Below are 17,858 nucleotides of genomic sequence, written 5' to 3'. Positions count from 1 at the left end.
GCTCGGACGAGATGACAGGATCGGGCCCAAACAGGGGTCCGATCCCATCTCCCGAGAACCCCCAATCACACCGAACTCGTGCCCGGAGGTTCTGAGAGATGGAAATCGCTGGATCCATCTTGACCGCACTTCTCGCGCTTGCCGCAGCGGGCTTCGTGCTCGGTCTTGCCTTTCGGCTTCTGCGGTTCGGCATCCGGGGCATCCTTGCCCTGATCAGCGCGATCTTCGGCTTCTTGTTCCGCGGTCTGTGGACAGGGGCCTACGCGCTCACCTCACCGTTCTCCGCTCACCGTCAGCGGACCATGATGAGCGGCCTCGACCTCGGCTTCGACGACGAGGACGACGTCGAAGAGCCACAGCGGGTCTCCGCGGCCGATGATCTCCAAACCGATTTCATTCGACGATAATGCCACCGCACACTGCCGGCGGGGCGCCTTGCCTTCCTGTCGGAAGGCGCCCCGCCGGCAGCGCGCGCCCGCTCCCCCACGGAGGCTTCTGAAAGTAAGGCGCAGCGGTCAGGCCGCCGCGCCGACCAACCGCCTGGAGAGCTCCGCCCACTCCTCCGCGCTCCATGGCTGAGCCCGGAACTCCGCACCCACGACGCCCGCGAACCGCGCGTTGAGATGTTTGGCGATCTGCGCAGGTTCGGTCATTCCATCGACGCTTGCGCCCGGCTCTAGCACGAGATGCAGAACCGGTACCGGAGCGAACCCGCGCTGCTCGGCCCAGGTCGTGAAGATCTGCTGCGATCGGTCGCGCAGACTGACCGCCAGCTGGCCGGCCCGCAGCACGACGCGATCATCGAACGGCGCGTCGCTTTCGTCTCTCTCCGCAGCCCACTCCCCCTTCGGCACGATGCAGAACATCACGCCGACGAGCGTTGGCTGACGCCCGTCCGGCGTCATGGTTCCGCGCGTGTCGCCGATCAGGAGATCCGCGACATCGATCGCGTCATCGATCTCTTCTCCCGGGCGGCCAGCGTTGGTTTGCGTGCTCCGGAACGACTTCACGCCGTCAGCCTGCGGGCGCTCCCGGTACTGGCGCACGATCGGTGAGATCACGCGCCATGCGTCGCGATAGCGGTACTCGATGAACTTGCTGCCATTCGCCGCCTCGCCGCCCATCAGCGCGCTGGTATCAGCCTGCTCGCCGCCGCGCATCAGGGATTGCAGAACGACGTCCGCCCGTCCCCCGAGCCACTTCGCGTGCTCGCTTCCGGCCTTCTTCTCGAGGATCTCGTCGACCGTCTGCTGGCCGACCTCCTCGCGTAGCGTGACGATGGATGTGGCGAGCTTCAGGAGGAACTCCCGGCGCTGCTCTTCGGTCTCGAACTCCCTCGGCGGCGTCTCGCCGAACTGCTGCCAGGCAAAGGCCTTGCTTTGGTAGTCAACGATGCGCTCCAGCTGCGCCCAGAGCGTGGGAAGGATGTTGCTGGGGTTGGTCAGCCCCTGCAGGCCGATGGCTTGCAGCTGGCGATCCAGCCCCCTTCGCGTGTTGCGCCCCTCACCGACGACCGCGTGAAGCCAGTTCGTACCCATGCTGGCTATCGTCTCGTCGACTTCGTCCTCGGAGTAATGCGTGGAGGCAGTTCCCTCATCACCGGCGATGATGTCGTCATCGGTCGCCATTCCCTGGATCACGGCGTCGTCCTCCGGGATCGCCTCCTCGCCAGCCTGTCGCTGGGGCTCGTCGCGGTCCCACATGAATGCGCTGACCGCGGCTTCTTCGTCCTTCGCTTCGTAGGCGGAGACGTCGTCCTCGTCCTCGTCAGCGCGATAGGTCTCGCTTCCCGCACCTCCCTCGAGATCGTTCTCGATGGTTACGGCGTCGGGGGCGTGATCTTCCCAGCCTGCGTCCTCGCTATCTTCGTCCCAGCTATGGCTCGCGTTATCTCGCTCCGCGCCATCCGCTTCGCTGTCATCCGAGTAGGTCTCATGGCGGTCGCCATAGGTCGGCTCTTGCCCTCCCTCCTCGTCCCCGAAGTCACCCATGATATCCGCGCCGTCGGCGCTGTCCTCTTCGCTCCCTTGGGTCATCCAGGGCATTTCATCCTCCTCGCTGCTGGGCGCCTGCGCGGAGGGGGTGAAGCTGTCGCCAGACTCGTAGGTTCCGGCAGTTGCGTATTCTCCGGCTAGGTCGTCCTCGACCTCCTGGAGGCCGGCTTCGAGCTGGAGGTGTGGTGGCAGCGATTCGCTCTCTTTCACGTCGTCTTCGTCGAACGTGCTTTCGGCGTCCTGACCTGCGTTCGTAAGCCAGGGATCCTTCTCGACCTCGGTGCCGTCGTCTCCCGCCAGCGCGGGATCGACCAGTTCGTCGGCGGTGGGTTTTTCCATGGCCTGGGCGGGCTCGATACCGAGCTCTCCGGTTTCTCCAAAACCTTTCCCGGCGGCAATGGCGCGAAGGGTATCGATGGCGTTGACACCGCGGTATCCGAAGCGGTGCATGACCTCTCCGACCATACGCTCGTCGATCTGACGGTTTAGCTTTTCCGCTTCCTGCTTCATGCGCTCTGTGCGCTTGTCCGCAGGCGTCTGAGTCCAGACGGTGTAGAATTCGAGGATGCGGTCCGGCAGGCCAGGGTTATCGGCATCGAAGGACGGCTGCTGGCGGCCTTTCGGCTGCTCGTCGATGGAGCCCTCGAGCAGGATGTCTGTTGGCTTCGCCTCCTTTCGTCGCACGAGGCGCGAGAAGATCCCGCCGCTGCTGCGGCTGGCCTTGCTCTCCCTCTTTTCCTCGTTTTCCCCTGGTTCGACGACCTCAATTTCGTCGTCGTTGTAGCTGCTGGTGAAGGCGTGCTTGATGACGTAGGTCAGCTCTGCGATCCGCCCCTGCCGCTGCCGCGGCGTTGCCGGGGTTTCGTTGTCCTCTTTGGCTGCCTCTCGCAGCCCTTTGATGCGCTCTATGAGCGTCTTGATCCCCGCGACGATGGCCGCGGCGATGGCTCCCAGCTTGCGGCCGATCTGGCCGTTCTTTTTCGTATTTCCGTGCGGCTCCGCGAACTCCGCCTCCTCGCCCTGGAGAAGCTCACGCTTCCGGCTTTTGCCGTTTTTCCGCCAAGTTTTCTTCCTGCTTTTTCCGACCGCATCCGCCGCCGCTTCGGCCATGGCCGACGCACTCTCTTCCGACACTTCCGGCTGGTCCGTTGGTGCCGTTTTCCCGGTGGTCCTTTTATGGGCGCGCTTGGCTTCCCGCGCCGCCTTGCGCTCCTGGGCCTTCTCCGCTTTCCTGGCTCTTTTCTCGGCGCTCCCGCTCCATGCGCTTTGTACCGCTGCGATCAGCTCCTCGGCTCCGCGTTTCACGATGGTGAGAAGGATAAGAAGGGCCGTAATCACGGCTACCGCGGTGGCTGTTGCGAAGGCGGACGCCCCCATGAGGAAGAGTGGCCTGAACCCCAGGGGGTCCTGAGCGATCTCGGGCAGTACGATCCGCCAATCGGCGACCGACCAAGGCGAGAAGGGGAAGCTGTTCTGAAGGAAAACAGTGGCCCCCAGGGAGATCAGGGTCGCGACCATCAGGGTTGCCAGTTTGCGCATCAGTTTGCTCCGCTCTTCCGCCTTGCGTCAGTGTGGTTATTCCGGGGTCGCCGGCTTACTCGATGCCGGCGTTCCCGAGCCCGCTTTCGGGGCTCTCCCGGTGTCCGGTGAAGGCGTGTCCGGGGGTGGTCGTGGTGCTCTTGTTGTCGGGCTTGGCGCCGCCGTCTTCGTCGTCGGTCTCGTCGCTTTCGACGTCGCCGACCTGCTCGTTGACCCAGGCTTGCAGGGTCTCCTCGATCCGCTTGATCATCTCGTTCTTCTCGAACCGAACATCGTCGAGAAGGTCGATGCTGTTGAGCAGTACGCTGTTGGCTGCTTCCTCGCTCGCAGCCGCGATCTTGCGCACCATCGGTGCGATCAGCTGGGCCTCCGCTTCCTGGGCTCGCCGCAGCTCTTCCTCGAGCTTGCGCTGCTTCTCCTTGATGGCGTTCCGCCGCTCTTTGAGTGACCTCGACATGTCTCGTCTCCTTGGCTAGGTTCCCGCAATCCGGCTTCGGATCGCCTCTTCATCGATCAGCTCGTCCTCGGGGAAAGGCTCCTCCCCCTCGATCCCTTCGCTTCGTGCCGTTGGCCCGTAGGTGTTTGCGGGCGCACTCGCGCCCCTCTCCTTCTCCTTGAGCCGCTCGATCAGCGCCTCATCAATGGCCTGAGCTTTCAGCTCCTCGAAGACATCGATTCCTTTCGCCAGCAGGCGGTGGGCTATCGCCGTGGCGTTTCGCCTCAAACGGTCGCTTTCGCACCGCTGTGCAATCTCGATCTCCGCATCGATCAGTTCGTTCATCCGGTCGAAGTCGCGCATGCGCTCCTCGAACCGGTCGCGTAGCAACTTCCGACGTCTTTCGACCTCGGCCCGCTTCGCCTCGAGTTCCTCGAGCCGCCGCATCGGGGCTTTTCGCCCCCAGGGGTATTCATGCTTGAAGCCGGCTTCGCCTCGCATCGTCTCCAAATCTCTCTCTTCGTGCCGCACCGGGCGCACCACGCCCGCGCGACACGCACTGAAGGAGTTATGGCCGGACGGGCCGTCCCACCATCTTTCGGGCAATTTTTACGGTCACCACCGCCTCCTCGCGGGGCGCCGAGACCGTTTTCGCGGTCGGACCTGCTGGTCCTGAGACCGTTGTTTTGGGGAAGAAGGCGCAATAACGGGTTTTGTTAGCAGCAGCGTTGCGCCATTCCCCGCCGACCGCAATATCCCGATCCGACCAGAGTCACCGCGAACCGCGCCAAACACGGCGCTGCCGGAGGATGCCGAGATGCTGCAGGAGCAGCTCGACCGACTGGGCCAGCTTCAGCGTGAAGTCGATCAGGCAGTTCAGAGAACCGCCGAGCGCCGGTCGGCCAGCCGCGGCCTGCGCCAAGCCCTTCTGGCACGCGGGCGTTACGCGCGCCGGCCCACCTACGCCGCCCCCGCGATCCAGAGCAGCCGGCCAACCTCCGATCGCGGCCAAACCTTCCACTTCGCGCACACCTTTATCTCGAAACGCAACTCACAGGCGGTCGGCTACCGCGATCAGACCAGCGCGGCTGCGCACCAGTCCTACATGGAACGCCCGGGTGTGGCTGAGCTGGCGGAGAGCGAGGTCGGCGAACGCCACGTGGTCAGCTTCGGGAACCTTGGCGAGACGAAGAACGAGCGCGCCGAGTTCTGGCGCAAGGTCGAGCAGTCCGAGGGCCGGAAGGCGCGCGTTCAGTGCCGGCTGATCCTGGAACTGCCGCACGAGCTGGACACGGCGGGGCGGGAGCGCATCATCCGCGATTTCTGCCAGGAGTTCGAGGATCGCAGCTTTCCCTATTGGGCGGTTGTCCACGCGCCGTCCAAACACAATGATCGCCGGAACTATCACTGCCATATCGCCTACTTCGACCGGCCCGCCCGGCGGATGGAGGATAACCGCTGGGACTTCGAGATCACTGAGGAAAAGCGCTGGGCCAACCGCAAGGTGGCGACGGTTCGGCCGCACAAGCAGCCGAAGCTGCCCGACGCCTCTGGGCCCAAATGGATCCGGGCCCTGCGGGCGTCCTTCGCCCAGGCGGCGAACCGTGAGTTCGAGCGCGCTGGTGTGACCCGACGCTATGACCCGCGGTCCTATCGCGAGAGCGGGATCAGCAAGCAGCCGACCCGCCACCTCGGCAACAAGATCGCCTATGCCGAGTCCCTCGGGATCGACACCAAGCTGGGCCGCGTGAACGCCGAGCGCGAGATGGACTATCAGCTGTCCGCCGGCACGCTGCGATACGTTGAAGATGCCGCGCGCATGGAGAGGATCCTCGATACGCGCGGCACCGGCGACGCGCCCGAGGATGCGTTCTCGGACGACCTCGTTCAGCTTTGCCAGCGCTACCGGGATCTGTCGGCGCAAGCCGCGAAGTTCGAGAAGCGTCGAGCGGTCCACGCGCTGGCGTCGGACGCGGTCGGACGACGTCTCGACGTCCGCCTCAACTTTCTGAGCGACGAAGCCGATCGGTTGATCACGAACCCGCCGCGCGGCGACGATGCAGCGGCCCTCGACATCGCCTCGGCGCTGTTCGAGGAGAAGCTCCTGGTCATGTCCGCCCACAGTGACGTTGCCCCTTTCCGCGAGCGTTGCACCGAGATCTCGCATACAGCAGCCGACCGCGTGCGGGCTCTCGGCGAAGGCCGGCGCCAGACGCTTCTTCAGATTTCCGGGATCGCCCCCTGGATCGCGACCGAGATCGGACCCGTTCAAGCCGATACCGCTGTGCAGAAGGACGCAGATCCACAGCCGATCGGTATCATCGATCTAGGCGATGATATCCTGGACGACGCGGCCGTCGATCAGGCGATCGCGTCTCGCCGCGGGCAAACCAACGCAGAGGAGCTACCGACCGCGGCACCCGATCTCGGCCACACCGAAGCGCTCGAGGAACTCTTCGCCGAGCTTGAGGACGGGGCGGGTTCCGATCCGGTCACCGAACCGAGGCCGCACGCACCCGACCGCGCCGCCCACCACTCAGGCACGATCCCCGCGGACGACCGCATCGCGGACTCCGGTAATCGCACCGACGAACCCGCCGCTACGCGCGAGGAGTGGATCGAAGACCCGGCGCCCTCGTCCGATCGCCACGCGGACCCCTTTCCAGGGGCCCTGTCGCTCAGGACGCCGGCCTCCACGGAGGAGATCGCCGAGCTCGAGGGTCGCCTCTCCGGGTACACGAACGCTGAGCTGCGTTACGCCGCCTTCGCCACTCGCGATGCCAGCGAACTGCACGAAGACGGCCGCGCGGCCGCTCGCCACGGCGCCGCATTGCGCGTCGTTGTGGACCTCGCCGATCGGCGCGGCCTCGATCTCGAAACCGGCCGTCATGACCCGGCGATCGCTCGCGATCCGGCACTCGCCAGGCAGCACACGGATCAGGCCGGAGACGACGTCGTGGCCCGACTGCGGCAGATGCAGCAACGCCGTCATCGAGCGCGATGAAAAAAATTCTTGATTTCCGAAAATCCGGACCAAAACTCAGGGCTGGATGAGTTGGACACCGGCGTGCCCGGTTTCGCCTCTTTCCTTCCCAACATGCCTGCCCCGGACCGCCAACGGCCCGGGGCTTTTTTTTCGGTCGTCCGCCGAATCAGTACGCTCGATCCCATCTTGGAATCGTGTGCGAGCGCATGGCGACCATACAGCGTTGCGACCCGGGCTTGCCGCCTTATCGTCAGGAGGCGGCGCACACACCCGGCGATCGCGAAAACAAAGATGCGGGGCGCGACCCCGCGCGAGGGAAGGAATGCCGAAGAAGACCGATCCACGCTCCAGGATTCATCTGCCCGCGGACGAGCTGTCCGCGATGGTCGTTGCGCTCGATGATCGTGCGCTGGCCATCGCCATGCGTCTGATCAGCGCGCAGGTCGAGAGCAACGATCGCGGCATTCCCGACGACGATGCCACGCGTCGGCGCATGGGTGTGCGTCGCCAGGATCACTGGGACCGGATCCGGGACCAGCTGATGATGTTCTTCGACGTCACCGCAGGCACCTGGCGGCATCCTGCGATCACGGACCTGTTTCGCCGCGCTGCGCGTCGCAGCCAAAATCATCGTGAGGCCCAGATTGCCTGTCAGGAGGCCGCGACCGGGCAGCCGGAAGGCACGAGCTCAACACCGGTCACACCGCCCCGGAATGATAGCGCCGGCAGCCGTACCCGGGCTCAGCCCGCCCCCGTCGGCGCCGCAACGGCGTCGCCTTCGCCGTCAAAGGACAAGGTGGCGAACCAGCACCAGGCACCCCAGTCCCAGACACCCGCGCCGCGCCCACCAGTACCCCGTGTTCCGCGCCAGGGCCAGGGCGATCTGCTCGCCTCGCTGCCGCATCAGGCAAACCCATCGCCCAGCACACTTCCGGCGACCGGCCCCGCGCGCCCAGCCAGCCCGTCTTCAGCCTACGTCGGCGACGCGCCGTCGCTGGCGAAGCTGGCAATCGACCGGGGGATCGCGCTCCTGATGCGCGCGGGCATGAGCGAGCCACAAGCCCGCAAGAACATGGGCATGCTCTGCAGGGATTACGACACCGGATTCGTCCTGCAGGCGATCGACCAGACCGAGCGCTACAATGCCGCCGATCCGAACGCCTACATCCGCGGCGTGCTGAAGAAATACCCGCGCAAGACAGACGATCCGTCGACCGGGCAAACCCCGCGTAAACCCGGCACGGCGAACACTGCGGCGCAGCCGCCCAAGCCCTTCCGTCCGATCGCCGATCAGAGCTCCCTCGGGATCAGCGACGGGCTCGCGAGCTCGATCAGGCGCCGCAACAAGCAGCTCGGCGCGAGCTTCGACTTTGTCGATCCGGCCGCGAGCACAAGCAAGGAGAACGCAGAATGACCACGCGCGAACGGCAGGTCGTCCAGATGGGCGATCATCGCCAGCGAGCGCCCCGGCTCGTCGACCTCGACCTGGAGGCGCAGGTCATCGGCGCCGTGCTCGCCGATTCGAAGATCTACCGGGAGTGCACCGAGCTCGATCAGAGCCATTTCTCCGACCCGGTTCACGCTGATCTCTGGCAGTCCATGCTCGACATGATCGAGGCAGGCAAGACCGTGACCGCTTCGACGCTCGCCGTCGATCTGGGCCCCGAGCGGCTCGATGCACTCGGCGGGCGAAACGTCCTGAGCTCGATGGCGACGAACGGCGCGGGCTTGGTGCACGAGATCGGCGCGGCCGCCGCACGACTGCGCGAGTACGCGCTGTGGCGCCGGATCGTTGCGCTCTCCCAGGACATCGGTCAGTGGGCACAGAACGGAACGATGCGCGCGGAAGAGGCCCTCTCCGCGATCCTGCGTGAGACCGAGATGGCGATCCTCTCCGGCCAGAACACCAGCCTGACAAAGCGTGACGTCGCGCGCGCCGCGCTCAAGGTGGCGACGGAGCCTCGTCAGCCGATCTCGACCGGCATCGAGCCGCTCGATTTCCTGCTCCATGGTGGCCTGATACCACGACGCATGGTGGGTATTGGCGGCCAGTACGGTCGTGGCAAAACGATCCTGCTTGGCACGATCTCCGACAACATCGCCCACCAGGGCGAGAAGCACCTCGTCATCCTGCTCGAAACTCCCCCTGAGGACGTCGAGATCCGCAACTGCGCCCGTCACCTCGGGATGAACGCCGCACAGCTGTTCGATCAGGACGACCCTGACTATCCGAAGTTCGCGGCGAACGCCGAGCGTTACGCCGACCAGGTCCCCGAGGCCGCGATCTACGAGTACATGCCCGGCGCCAGCATGGACGCCATCCGCCGCATGATCATCAGAGCCTCGCATCGCCACGGCATCAAGGGCTTCATCATCGACTATTGGCAGCTGATCCGGGGCCGGGAGAAGGGACAGAGCGAGGAGGCCCACTTCCGCGAGGCGGCCAACGATCTTGCCGCACTGTGCCGGCAGGAGAACCTGTGGGGAATCGTGGCCGCCCAGACAGACCAGTGGGGCAAACTGATCGTCAGCGAAGGGCTCAAGCACGCGGCCTCGCTCTACCTCCGTCTGGTGCGCGAGGAGAACGGCGACACCGCCTACTTCGAGACCGAGAAATCAAACTACACCCGTTACGCCGACGGCGGAAGCGCCGCGGCCCCGAGCGTGCGTTTCAACTATGCCGGACCGCACTTCGCTACGATGGACGGCGTCGGCCTTTGTGAGACCGCACATGACGCCGGCGGGGACCCCGACCTGAGCCTGGACTGACGGCCGTGGGTAACCAGGGCTGTCTTGATCCCGCAAAGTTCGGTTCTTCGCTAAGCTGACACGCTTGTGGGGGACGCGTGCAGAACTAACTTCGGTGATAAGGCCTACGAATACGGTGGCGGGCGCTCACCCCGACCGTGGCCGCACTCACCACACGGAGTTGTCCGATGCTGACCCTGCGCTCGAGCGTCTCGCTCACCCTCTTCGCCGTCTTCGCCGCCGCGATGGCGGTTCTCCCCACGGATGTCATGGCCCAGGCCGTCTTCGCCCCGCCGACCAGCCAGCTGGAAACCACCTTCATGCAGAAGGTGATGGCGGTCTACCGCACCCTGCGGAACATCATCTACGTCGTCGGCGCGATCGGCCTCATCGTCATGGCCGTGTTCGCCTTCTTCGGCAAGTTTCAGTGGAAGTACTTCTTCGCGCTGGCGGGCGGCATGTTCCTGGTCGCCGTGACGGGCCTGCTGATCGACTTCCTGGGTGGCGACGTCACCAACATCCAGCCGTAAGTCGCACGGACGCAGCCTGACGGATACCCGCCAGGCCCATCGGGGCCGGCCGCACGCCGGCCGGCCCCTTTCCATGAGAGCGGGAGCACATGCGCACCTTCAAGAGCCCGGTCCTCACGGCGATCGCCTATCCGGCCACGCTCGCGTTCGTGCCGGTCCAGCTGGTCGGCATGAACATCTCGATCAACGTCGCGCTGATGATGATCTCGATCGTCGTGCTGAACCTGACCCCGGTGATCTGGCTTGTCTCGGCGATCGTCGGGCACCTCGCACTGATGACGTGGTCCTTCCGCGAGCCGCACCTGGTCAGCCTTGGCCAAGCGTTCGGCCGCACGCCGGGCCGCTCCAAGAACATCGTGCCGTCCAGTGGGGTCAAGTATGTTCCCTGATCTGTCGTTCGCCTCCAACAGCCACATGATCACGACTGCGGCGGGAGCCCTCTTCGCGCTCGGCGCGGTCGGCGCGGCGGCAGCCGTGTTCGTTCCGAAGCTCTCGCGGATCATCGTCCCCCAGGCCAAGGAGACGCGCCTGCCGGACTTCCTGCCGTTCGACAGCATCCAGGCGGACGGTCGCACGGTGGTCTGCAAAGACGGCAGCTTCTGTCGCTTCATCGCGGTCACCGGATTCGACCAGTCGTTCCTGACCCAGGAGGACGCCCGCGTGCTCCTCGAAGCCCGCAAGCGGTGCTTCGACCAGCTGGCCGAGAGCAGTGTGATCATGCGCATCTTCACCATGCGCGACCCCATGCCCGTGGGTAAGGAGGCCGGATTTCCCAACGAGATCGCCGAAAAGATCGCGGAGACCTGGAACGCAAACTTCAAGCGGGCCTTCGCGACGCGCAGCGTCATCGCGCTTCACATCAAGGGGTCCACTAAGCGCGATCGCGAGATGCTTGAGGAGGCTGAGAACGTCATCACCTCGACCCTCTCCAAGTACAACCCGGTCCCGCTCAGCCAGAACCCGGAGACGTCGCCGAGCTCCGACCTCACGATCGGTTCATTCCTCGGGCGGATCGCCTCCCCGGTTTCTCGCCCCCGCCCGGCCGCATTCGGCAGCTACCTCTCGGAAGCCGTCGCAGCGGACGAGGTCGAATTCCTGAAAAGCGGTCGGATCGTTTTCCGCTCTGGCGACCAGGTGAAATACGGCTCCGTGATCGGTATCCGCCGACTCGGGGACGAAACAACTACCGTCCTCTCCGGCCAGCTGAGCGCGCTCACCTGCGAGTCGACCATCCTGCAGACGGTCGAGGTGATCTCCAAGACCAAGGCGATGATGCAGCTCCAGCATCAGAAGCAGATGATGGGGACGACGTCATTCTCCCCGCAGCTTCTCGCCCAGTTCGATGATGCGATTTCACTCGTCGAGGGCATGGACGAGGACAAGGCTTCGCTGTGCGCGTTCTCGGAGACGATCTTCCTCTATGCCGAGACGGAGGCGGAGCTCGCCGAGGCTGAGAAGGCCGTACGCCAGATCTTCACGTCCAACGGCCTGACGTCGGTGATCGAGAAGGGTGTCGCGCAGACCTCCTGGTTCATGCAGTTCCCGAGCTTCGACACCCGCCCGCGCGTCTACAAGCTGATGAGCACCAACTGCGCCCAGCTCGCCACCTTCGACCGCCCACCGTCCGGTCTGCCGAAGAGCGACTGGGGTCCGGGCCCGATCGCGCGTTTCTACACCGGATCAAGCTCCGTCTACGAGCACCAGTTCCACATCTCCACCCAGGACGCCGCGCTCGGCCACGGCGTCGTGATCGCGCCGACGGGTGCGGGTAAGACCGTGCTCCTGGAGTTCCTGAGCATGATGGCCTCGCGCCACAAGCGTCTGAAGCAGTTCATGTTCGACCGCTTCCACGGTCAGTACGTCTACACGACAGCGATGGGCGGTCAGTACCTCTCGTTCAACGGCGAGGCGATGCCGATGGGTGTCGACTGCGGCATGAACCCGCTGATGTGCGAGCCCACGAACGACAACCTTGAGTTTCTCAAGACTTGGCTGGTTGCGATCAGCGGCTGCGACGACCCGGACTCGATGGATCAGATCTCGCTCGCGCTCGATGTCGCATTCAACACCGTACCGGCCGAGGAGCGGTCCCTGGCGACCATCTACGACCTCGCGTTCACGCCGGGAAGCGAGCTGCACACGCAGTTGCGCAAGTGGGTCGATCCCGCGCAGTACGGCCGGATGTTCAACGCGGAGCGGGACGCCATCAACCTCGACGGGTCGTGGCTGACGACGTTCGACATGACCCAGCTGCTCGACGACCCCGTCCTTGGCGGCGCAACCGTGAGCTACATGATGCACCGGATCCGCGAGGCCATGCGCCGCAACAACGCCCCCGGCCTCGTCGTAATCGACGAGACCGAGCCGCTGCTGCGCAACCCCCACTTCAGAACCATCTTCATGGTCATGCAGCAGGAGCTGCGAAAGCTCTCGGGCGTTGTCCTGTCCGTCTTCCAGCGGCCAGAGGCGCTCAACGCGCAGGGTGTCTCGGAGGTCGTCCGCCAACAGTGCGGCACCTTCTACCTGTTCCAGAACCCCAGCGCCACGGCGCACGACTACCGGGAGTTCGAGCTGACGGACCGTGAGCTCGGCTTCGTTCTCGGTAAGACCGAGCCCGCCCGGCGGATGGAGCGCGCGGTCCTGATCAAGCGTCCGATGACGCGCGAGAGCGTGATCGTCGACGTCGACCTGTCGCCCCTTGGGAGGCACCTCAAGGTGTTCTCCTCGACCAACCGTGACGTTGAGCTGGCCTGCCAGTTGCAGCGTCAATTCGATGCCGACTGGGTCAGCCGCTACCTGCACCCGGAGGCGCCCTGAGAACACGCACTAGGGACGAGGACGCCATGAAGACCCGCCTGCTCACCGCTGCCGCCACCGGAGCCCTGCTGCTCGCGAGCCCGCTCGCGCATGCCGGCGTGCCGACCTTCGATGCCACCTCGGCCGCCCGGGCCGCGCAGATCATGGCCAACACCGCCCAGCAGGTGAACCGGCTGACAGGGATCCTGGGTGCCACGGAGGACCTGTCCTCGGCGATCGGCGGTGCCGGCCAGGGTGGCGGCTTCCTGTTGCAGCCGGACTGGCAGTCCTTCTCAGCCGGCGGTGACTTCCTCGCCAACCTGCAGCAGACGCTGCCGGTCAACCTCTGCCAGATCCGCGGCTGCGAGACCGAGGCCGAGGCGAAGATCCCCATCGACAGCATGACCACCGGCGTCGTGTTCGCGAACAAGTCCTTCTACGCCAACCGCCCGGTGTCCGGCGCCGACCGGCGGCAGTTCCAGCAGGCGCGCGAAAACGCCTGGCGGGAAGCGGCCATCTCTGGCTACGCGCTCGCCATCTCCTCGCGCGATCACCTGGCCGGGGCCCCGGGCCGCGCGCAGAACCTCGAAGGCGTCATCAACAACGCCACCACCCTGCGGGAAGACGTGCAGGCAAACTCGGCCGCGCTTCTCGCACTCCACCAGCAGCTCGTGGTGAGTCAGGCCCTCATGGCCTCGATGGTCCAGATCGAGGCGATGAACGTGATCAACGGCGACAGTGCCATGCTGAAAATCGGCGGCGCGCCGATGCCGCCCGCCGCGCGGAGCGACGCCGATTACCTCGCTGGCACCGATACGCGTGTACGCGTAAGCGACACCGAGCGCATGACCACGGGCGGCGCGAGCGCGGCGCCCGAGAGCGGCGCCCTCGGCGCGATCGCGAGTGCTGTGCCGGGCGGGGGATCGAGCAACGTTCAGACCGCTTTGCAGAGCACCAAGTCCTCCGGTTTGCCTTTCCGCGATCTCGCAAACCTCGCAAGCAAGGTCGCCACGCTGAGCGGCGACCGCGAGGTGGCCCGCGCCGCATCTGCGATGAACAGCGCGGTCAACGGCGGCGGCGGTGTCTTCGGTCTGTTCGCGGAGGGCGTCGAACAGATGGCCCGCTCCAAGGGAAACCAGGAGATGGTCCGCCTGGCCTATCTCGCGAAGCGAAGCACACAGGGCCCGACCAGCGTCGAGCGCCTGATCGGCGAGGCGGAACTGATCGCACAGGGTCGCGGCGATTACGAGACCGCTCAGCAGATCAGCACCGTCCGTCAGGCCTTCAGGGCCGGCCAGCTGACCGGCCCCCAGGCCAGCTCTCAGGCCCTGGCAGCCGCCGGGCGCGCGACTGGCTCCCCGGAGGTCGACAAGCTCGTGTCGGTGATGAACCAGAGCGGCATGACCCAGGCCCAGCAGCAGTACGAGATCGGCGCTCAGGTACTGAGCCAGATCAACAGCAAGTCCGGCAACCAGGACGTCGAGCAGGTCCTCGGCGCTGCCCGGTCGGCGGAAATCGACTGGCAGCAGGTCGACACTACCGACGGTCTGCCCTGGCAGGAGGGTACGGGCTCCTCCTCTACCGGTAGCCAGACGGTCGATACCAGCGAGGATCTGCCGTGGAAGTCCGGTGGACAGACCACCCAGAACCAGCCTGCCGATTCCGGCGACACGTCAGACGTCGCGGGCGATGACGCAGGCGCCTGCACCACCGCGGACGGCGAACCCATCGCCTGCATCGACTAGCCCCACGCTCGCACGGAGCACCCACATGCCGATCGGCACGATGATGCGCATCAGCCTCACGGCGGCCGCCCTTGCGGTCGCTGGAGTACTCGCGGTGAGCTTGACGCCGCGCGACGCGCTGGCCTGCCCACCTGGGTGCCCCAGCCCGATCCATCCCTGCTGCTGCCCCTCACCGTGTCCGGTCCAGGACGGTCAGAAGAACGGCATCCTCTCGTCGATCCAGCAGCATTACCAGGAAGTGCTGACGCAGTACGGCATCTCGCTGCCAAGCCTCGATGCGCTGGCAAACCCGATGGCCTGTCTTACCGGATCCGCGCCCAGCCTGGACCTGTCCGCGGCGGCCGGCGAGATGCCGGACTTCGGGTCGATCGGGATGTTCCCGGGCGACAGCGGCTTCACGGAACTGCCCGGATTCGACTTCAGCCAGGTCACCGACGGCATGGCCAATGACCTCGGCGCGCTCGGCGACAGCCTGGGCGTCAATGACATCGATCTCGGTCTTGACGGGCTGGACCTCGGTGTCGGCGCCCGGCCGAACTTTGGCGCGCCGGGCAGCCTGATGCCGGACATCGGCGATCTCGGGAACATCGCCGACCACCTCCCCAGGTCGGACCCCGAGTTCGGCAAGCTGTTCAATCCCGACTTCAGCCAGTTCGGCACGCCGGACTTCGGTCAGTTGACCGAGGGCTTCAATCAAGACCTGTCGGCGCTGGGCAGCGATCTGGGAGACCTCTCGGGCCTTTCAAACCTGCCCGGCCTGGAGGACCTCGGGGTCTCGCCGGCTTTGGGGCAGCTCGGGTCGATCGAGGGCGTGAACGATATCGCAGACCTGAAGCGCCTGGCAAACCTGGCCCAGTTCAAGGATCTTGACGCCCTGCGAAGCCTCGACATCCCGGCCATGGATCTCGCGCGCCTGAGCGAAATCCCCGGCATCGAGGACGCCGGCGACATCGCCGAGCTCCAGCGGCTGGCCGACCAGCTTAACCTCGACGGCATCACCTCGGCTGCCGACCTCGGTCAGTTGATCGATCACCCCGGCTTCGACGACCTCGACGACCTGATGGCCCTTGGCGAGCTTCGAGAGATCCCGGGCCTTGACTCGCTGGAGGACGCGATCGGCTTGGGCAAACTGGGCGACCTCCCGGGTATCCCGGGGCTGGAAGGCCTGCCGGGCATGGACTTCGGTCAGATCATGCAGGGCCTGCCTGACATCGGCGCGCTGGGAGACCTGATGAACTTCCAGAACGACCCGATGGCCGCGGTGTCGGCCGTCGCGAACTGCGCCGCGAATTTCACCCCGGTCAACAGCGGGATGATCGAGGGGGCCGCCATCCTCGGATCGCTTCAGCAGATCCGGAACGCCTTCGCCGGCCCCGGCGCCGAGAACACGATCACCGCCCGCGTGCCGGACGCCGACCTTCAGGTACCGGAGATCATGCTGCCCGCAGAGCAGCGCGGCCATGTCGCCGCCAGCATGAAGGCCGGCACAGAGTCCCTGGCAAGCGCGCGGATGCGCACCCACAGGGAGATGTACATCCCCTCGCGCAGTGTCGCGAAGGATCAGGACGTCCGGGCCAAGCGCAAGGACAACCTGCGCAAGGTGGCAACTGCCGCGTACGCACGCGCCATCGCCAAGAAAGAGCACCTCGGCGACCCGGACACCGCCAGCCTGTCGGATCTCGAGCAGCGCATCATGGATGCCGCGAACGCCGCGGAAGACATGCGCATCAACGCCGAGATCCGCAGCCATGTCGCGGCCGCCTTCGAGGAATACAACGAGCTGCTCGCCACCTATCTCGAGTTGAAGGCGGCGACGCAAATCGCGACCGACCCCGACATCATGCACTCCCCGCCGAGCAACACGATGGCGACCGCCGCGGCCGCGCTGACCGAGGCCGAGCGCGCGGAGATCAACGCAGGCCGCCAGCTCCAGGCCAGGGTCCGCGCCTACGATCGCCTCCTGACCGAAGCGATTCGCGAGCACAACGCCCTTGAGAGTCTGCAGAACGTGCAGGCGCAGCGCCCCGCCCTCCTGACCACCGTCAAGGAGCACGAAGCGCGCAAGGACCACATGCTCTCGCTCGAGCGCGAGATCGTCCAGCACCTCTCCACGCTCTATATCGACCCGCGCGGCGCCTGGGAGATCCTCAAAAGCGACCTGCGCGGGCCCGACACCACCGGCTATGCCGACGGTAATCGCTACGCCGTGGCCTCCGCGTCGGCCGGCAGGGTCATTCCCGAGCTCCTGGCGCAGGCCCCAACGACCCGCTACGGCGCGCGGATTCCGAACAACTGCACCCCGATGCGCAAGGATCCAGGCGCATGCGTTCCGTTCCGGACCGGCTCCTTCCTGGCGGCTCAGGGGCGCTCCAAGGTCAACAGCTACTACGCCGGTTCGTGGGACCGCTACAAGCCGGACGTCCCGAGGCCGACCGGCGAGGATCGCACTGTTCCCCACTACACCAACCTTTACCTGGCGATGCAGTACTGGCTGGAGGCCCATAAGCGGAAAACGTTCTGGGACGACCTGCGACGCGGCGACCCCAAGCTCGCCGGAACGCTGATGACCGGCGACCTCTACGACGAGCTGCGTCAGAACGCGACCTCCTGCTTTATGGGGCCGCTGCCGGCGACCCAGGGCAACCTCAACGCCCGCCCCGACTTGTTCGATGTCGCCCCGGATTGCGAGCACCACACCTGGAGTTCGGGCCCGTTCGAGGGCGCCCAGATCAACCACCTGCAGCTCGGCGGAGCCGATCAGTCGCTGTGGATGATCCGGAACGCCGAACTCGAGCATCAGCTTCGCTTCGGTGGCCGTGAGCGCATCCAGCAGCTGATGGACGAGATGAAGGCGATCGAGGACTCGGGTCTTGCTGGCGATCTCGACGCCGCCGGCCGCGGCGATCTCGCTTCGTGGTTCGAGACGATGGTGTCGAAGCGCGCGGAGATCGCGGCCGACCCGGAGGCGACGAAGCGGATCGCTCGCGTCGAGCGCTGACCGTACTCGACGTCCCTTGGACCGTCGTGGCCCGAGTTTTCGACGGTCCCTGCCCTTTTTCTTCGGTCGGCGAGCATTATTTTCGA

Annotated in this window: 12 protein-coding genes; 9 read left to right on the top strand and 3 right to left on the bottom strand. The window is 65.6% G+C overall.

Annotated elements, in window-relative coordinates; genetic code table 11:
* Positions 1 to 119: 119 nt before the first annotated feature.
* Positions 120 to 407, top strand: a complete 288-nt coding sequence (locus tag CKO28_RS02765; RefSeq protein ID WP_200339009.1) for a hypothetical protein — start codon at positions 120 to 122, stop codon at positions 405 to 407.
* A gap of 108 nt (positions 408 to 515) precedes the next feature.
* On the opposite strand, the gene CKO28_RS02760 is transcribed toward CKO28_RS02765, so the two are convergent.
* Genes CKO28_RS02760 through CKO28_RS02750 form a run of 3 tightly spaced genes read right to left on the bottom strand, consistent with a single transcriptional unit; the run spans position 516 to position 4,479 of the window.
* A complete protein-coding gene (locus CKO28_RS02760; protein ID WP_200339008.1) occupies positions 516 to 3,533 on the bottom strand; it encodes a putative sodium/potassium/calcium exchanger in 3,018 nt (1,005 codons plus the stop codon).
* Between the two features lie 55 nt (positions 3,534 to 3,588).
* Positions 3,589 to 3,990, bottom strand: a complete 402-nt coding sequence (locus tag CKO28_RS02755) for a hypothetical protein (protein WP_200339007.1) — start codon at positions 3,988 to 3,990, stop codon at positions 3,589 to 3,591.
* Between the two features lie 15 nt (positions 3,991 to 4,005).
* Complete coding sequence (locus CKO28_RS02750) at positions 4,006 to 4,479, bottom strand: hypothetical protein (protein ID WP_207168727.1); 474 nt, start codon at positions 4,477 to 4,479, stop codon at positions 4,006 to 4,008.
* A 307-nt stretch (positions 4,480 to 4,786) separates the two neighbouring features.
* Here CKO28_RS02750 and CKO28_RS02745 point away from each other — a divergent pair, with 307 nt between their 5' ends.
* The 8 genes from CKO28_RS02745 (at position 4,787) to CKO28_RS02710 (ending at position 17,772) form a co-directional block, all read left to right on the top strand.
* Positions 4,787 to 6,973 (top strand): MobA/MobL family protein, encoded by a 2,187-nt coding sequence (locus CKO28_RS02745; protein WP_200339005.1) that lies wholly within the window; start codon positions 4,787 to 4,789, stop codon positions 6,971 to 6,973.
* Positions 6,974 to 7,277: 304 nt separating this feature from the next.
* Positions 7,278 to 8,369 (top strand): hypothetical protein, encoded by a 1,092-nt coding sequence (locus CKO28_RS02740; RefSeq protein WP_200339004.1) that lies wholly within the window; start codon positions 7,278 to 7,280, stop codon positions 8,367 to 8,369.
* Positions 8,366 to 9,724 carry an ATPase domain-containing protein gene (locus tag CKO28_RS02735; protein ID WP_200339003.1) on the top strand — a complete coding sequence of 453 codons (1,359 nt, stop codon included), beginning with the start codon at positions 8,366 to 8,368 and terminating at the stop codon, positions 9,722 to 9,724. The genes CKO28_RS02740 and CKO28_RS02735 overlap by 4 nt, the downstream gene beginning before the upstream one ends.
* Before the next feature lie 167 nt (positions 9,725 to 9,891).
* A complete protein-coding gene (locus CKO28_RS02730) occupies positions 9,892 to 10,233 on the top strand; it encodes a TrbC/VirB2 family protein (protein WP_200339002.1) in 342 nt (113 codons plus the stop codon).
* An 89-nt stretch (positions 10,234 to 10,322) separates the two neighbouring features.
* Positions 10,323 to 10,622, top strand: a complete 300-nt coding sequence (locus CKO28_RS02725; protein WP_200339001.1) for a hypothetical protein — start codon at positions 10,323 to 10,325, stop codon at positions 10,620 to 10,622.
* A complete protein-coding gene (locus CKO28_RS02720) occupies positions 10,612 to 13,050 on the top strand; it encodes a VirB4 family type IV secretion/conjugal transfer ATPase (RefSeq protein WP_200339000.1) in 2,439 nt (812 codons plus the stop codon). Before CKO28_RS02725 ends, CKO28_RS02720 begins: the two co-directional genes overlap by 11 nt.
* Positions 13,051 to 13,076: 26 nt before the next feature.
* Positions 13,077 to 14,774 carry a hypothetical protein gene (locus CKO28_RS02715; RefSeq protein ID WP_200338999.1) on the top strand — a complete coding sequence of 566 codons (1,698 nt, stop codon included), beginning with the start codon at positions 13,077 to 13,079 and terminating at the stop codon, positions 14,772 to 14,774.
* 25 nt (positions 14,775 to 14,799) lie between these two features.
* Entirely contained in the window at positions 14,800 to 17,772 is a 2,973-nt protein-coding gene (locus CKO28_RS02710; protein WP_200338998.1) for a leucine-rich repeat domain-containing protein, read from the top strand.
* Positions 17,773 to 17,858 lie beyond the last annotated feature (86 nt).

It is taken from the genome of Rhodovibrio sodomensis, assembly GCF_016583645.1.
Classification (GTDB): Bacteria; Pseudomonadota; Alphaproteobacteria; order Kiloniellales; family Rhodovibrionaceae; genus Rhodovibrio; species Rhodovibrio sodomensis.
The sequence above is the reverse complement of the archived record's forward strand: the minus strand, read 5'-3'. Positions and strand labels throughout refer to the sequence as shown.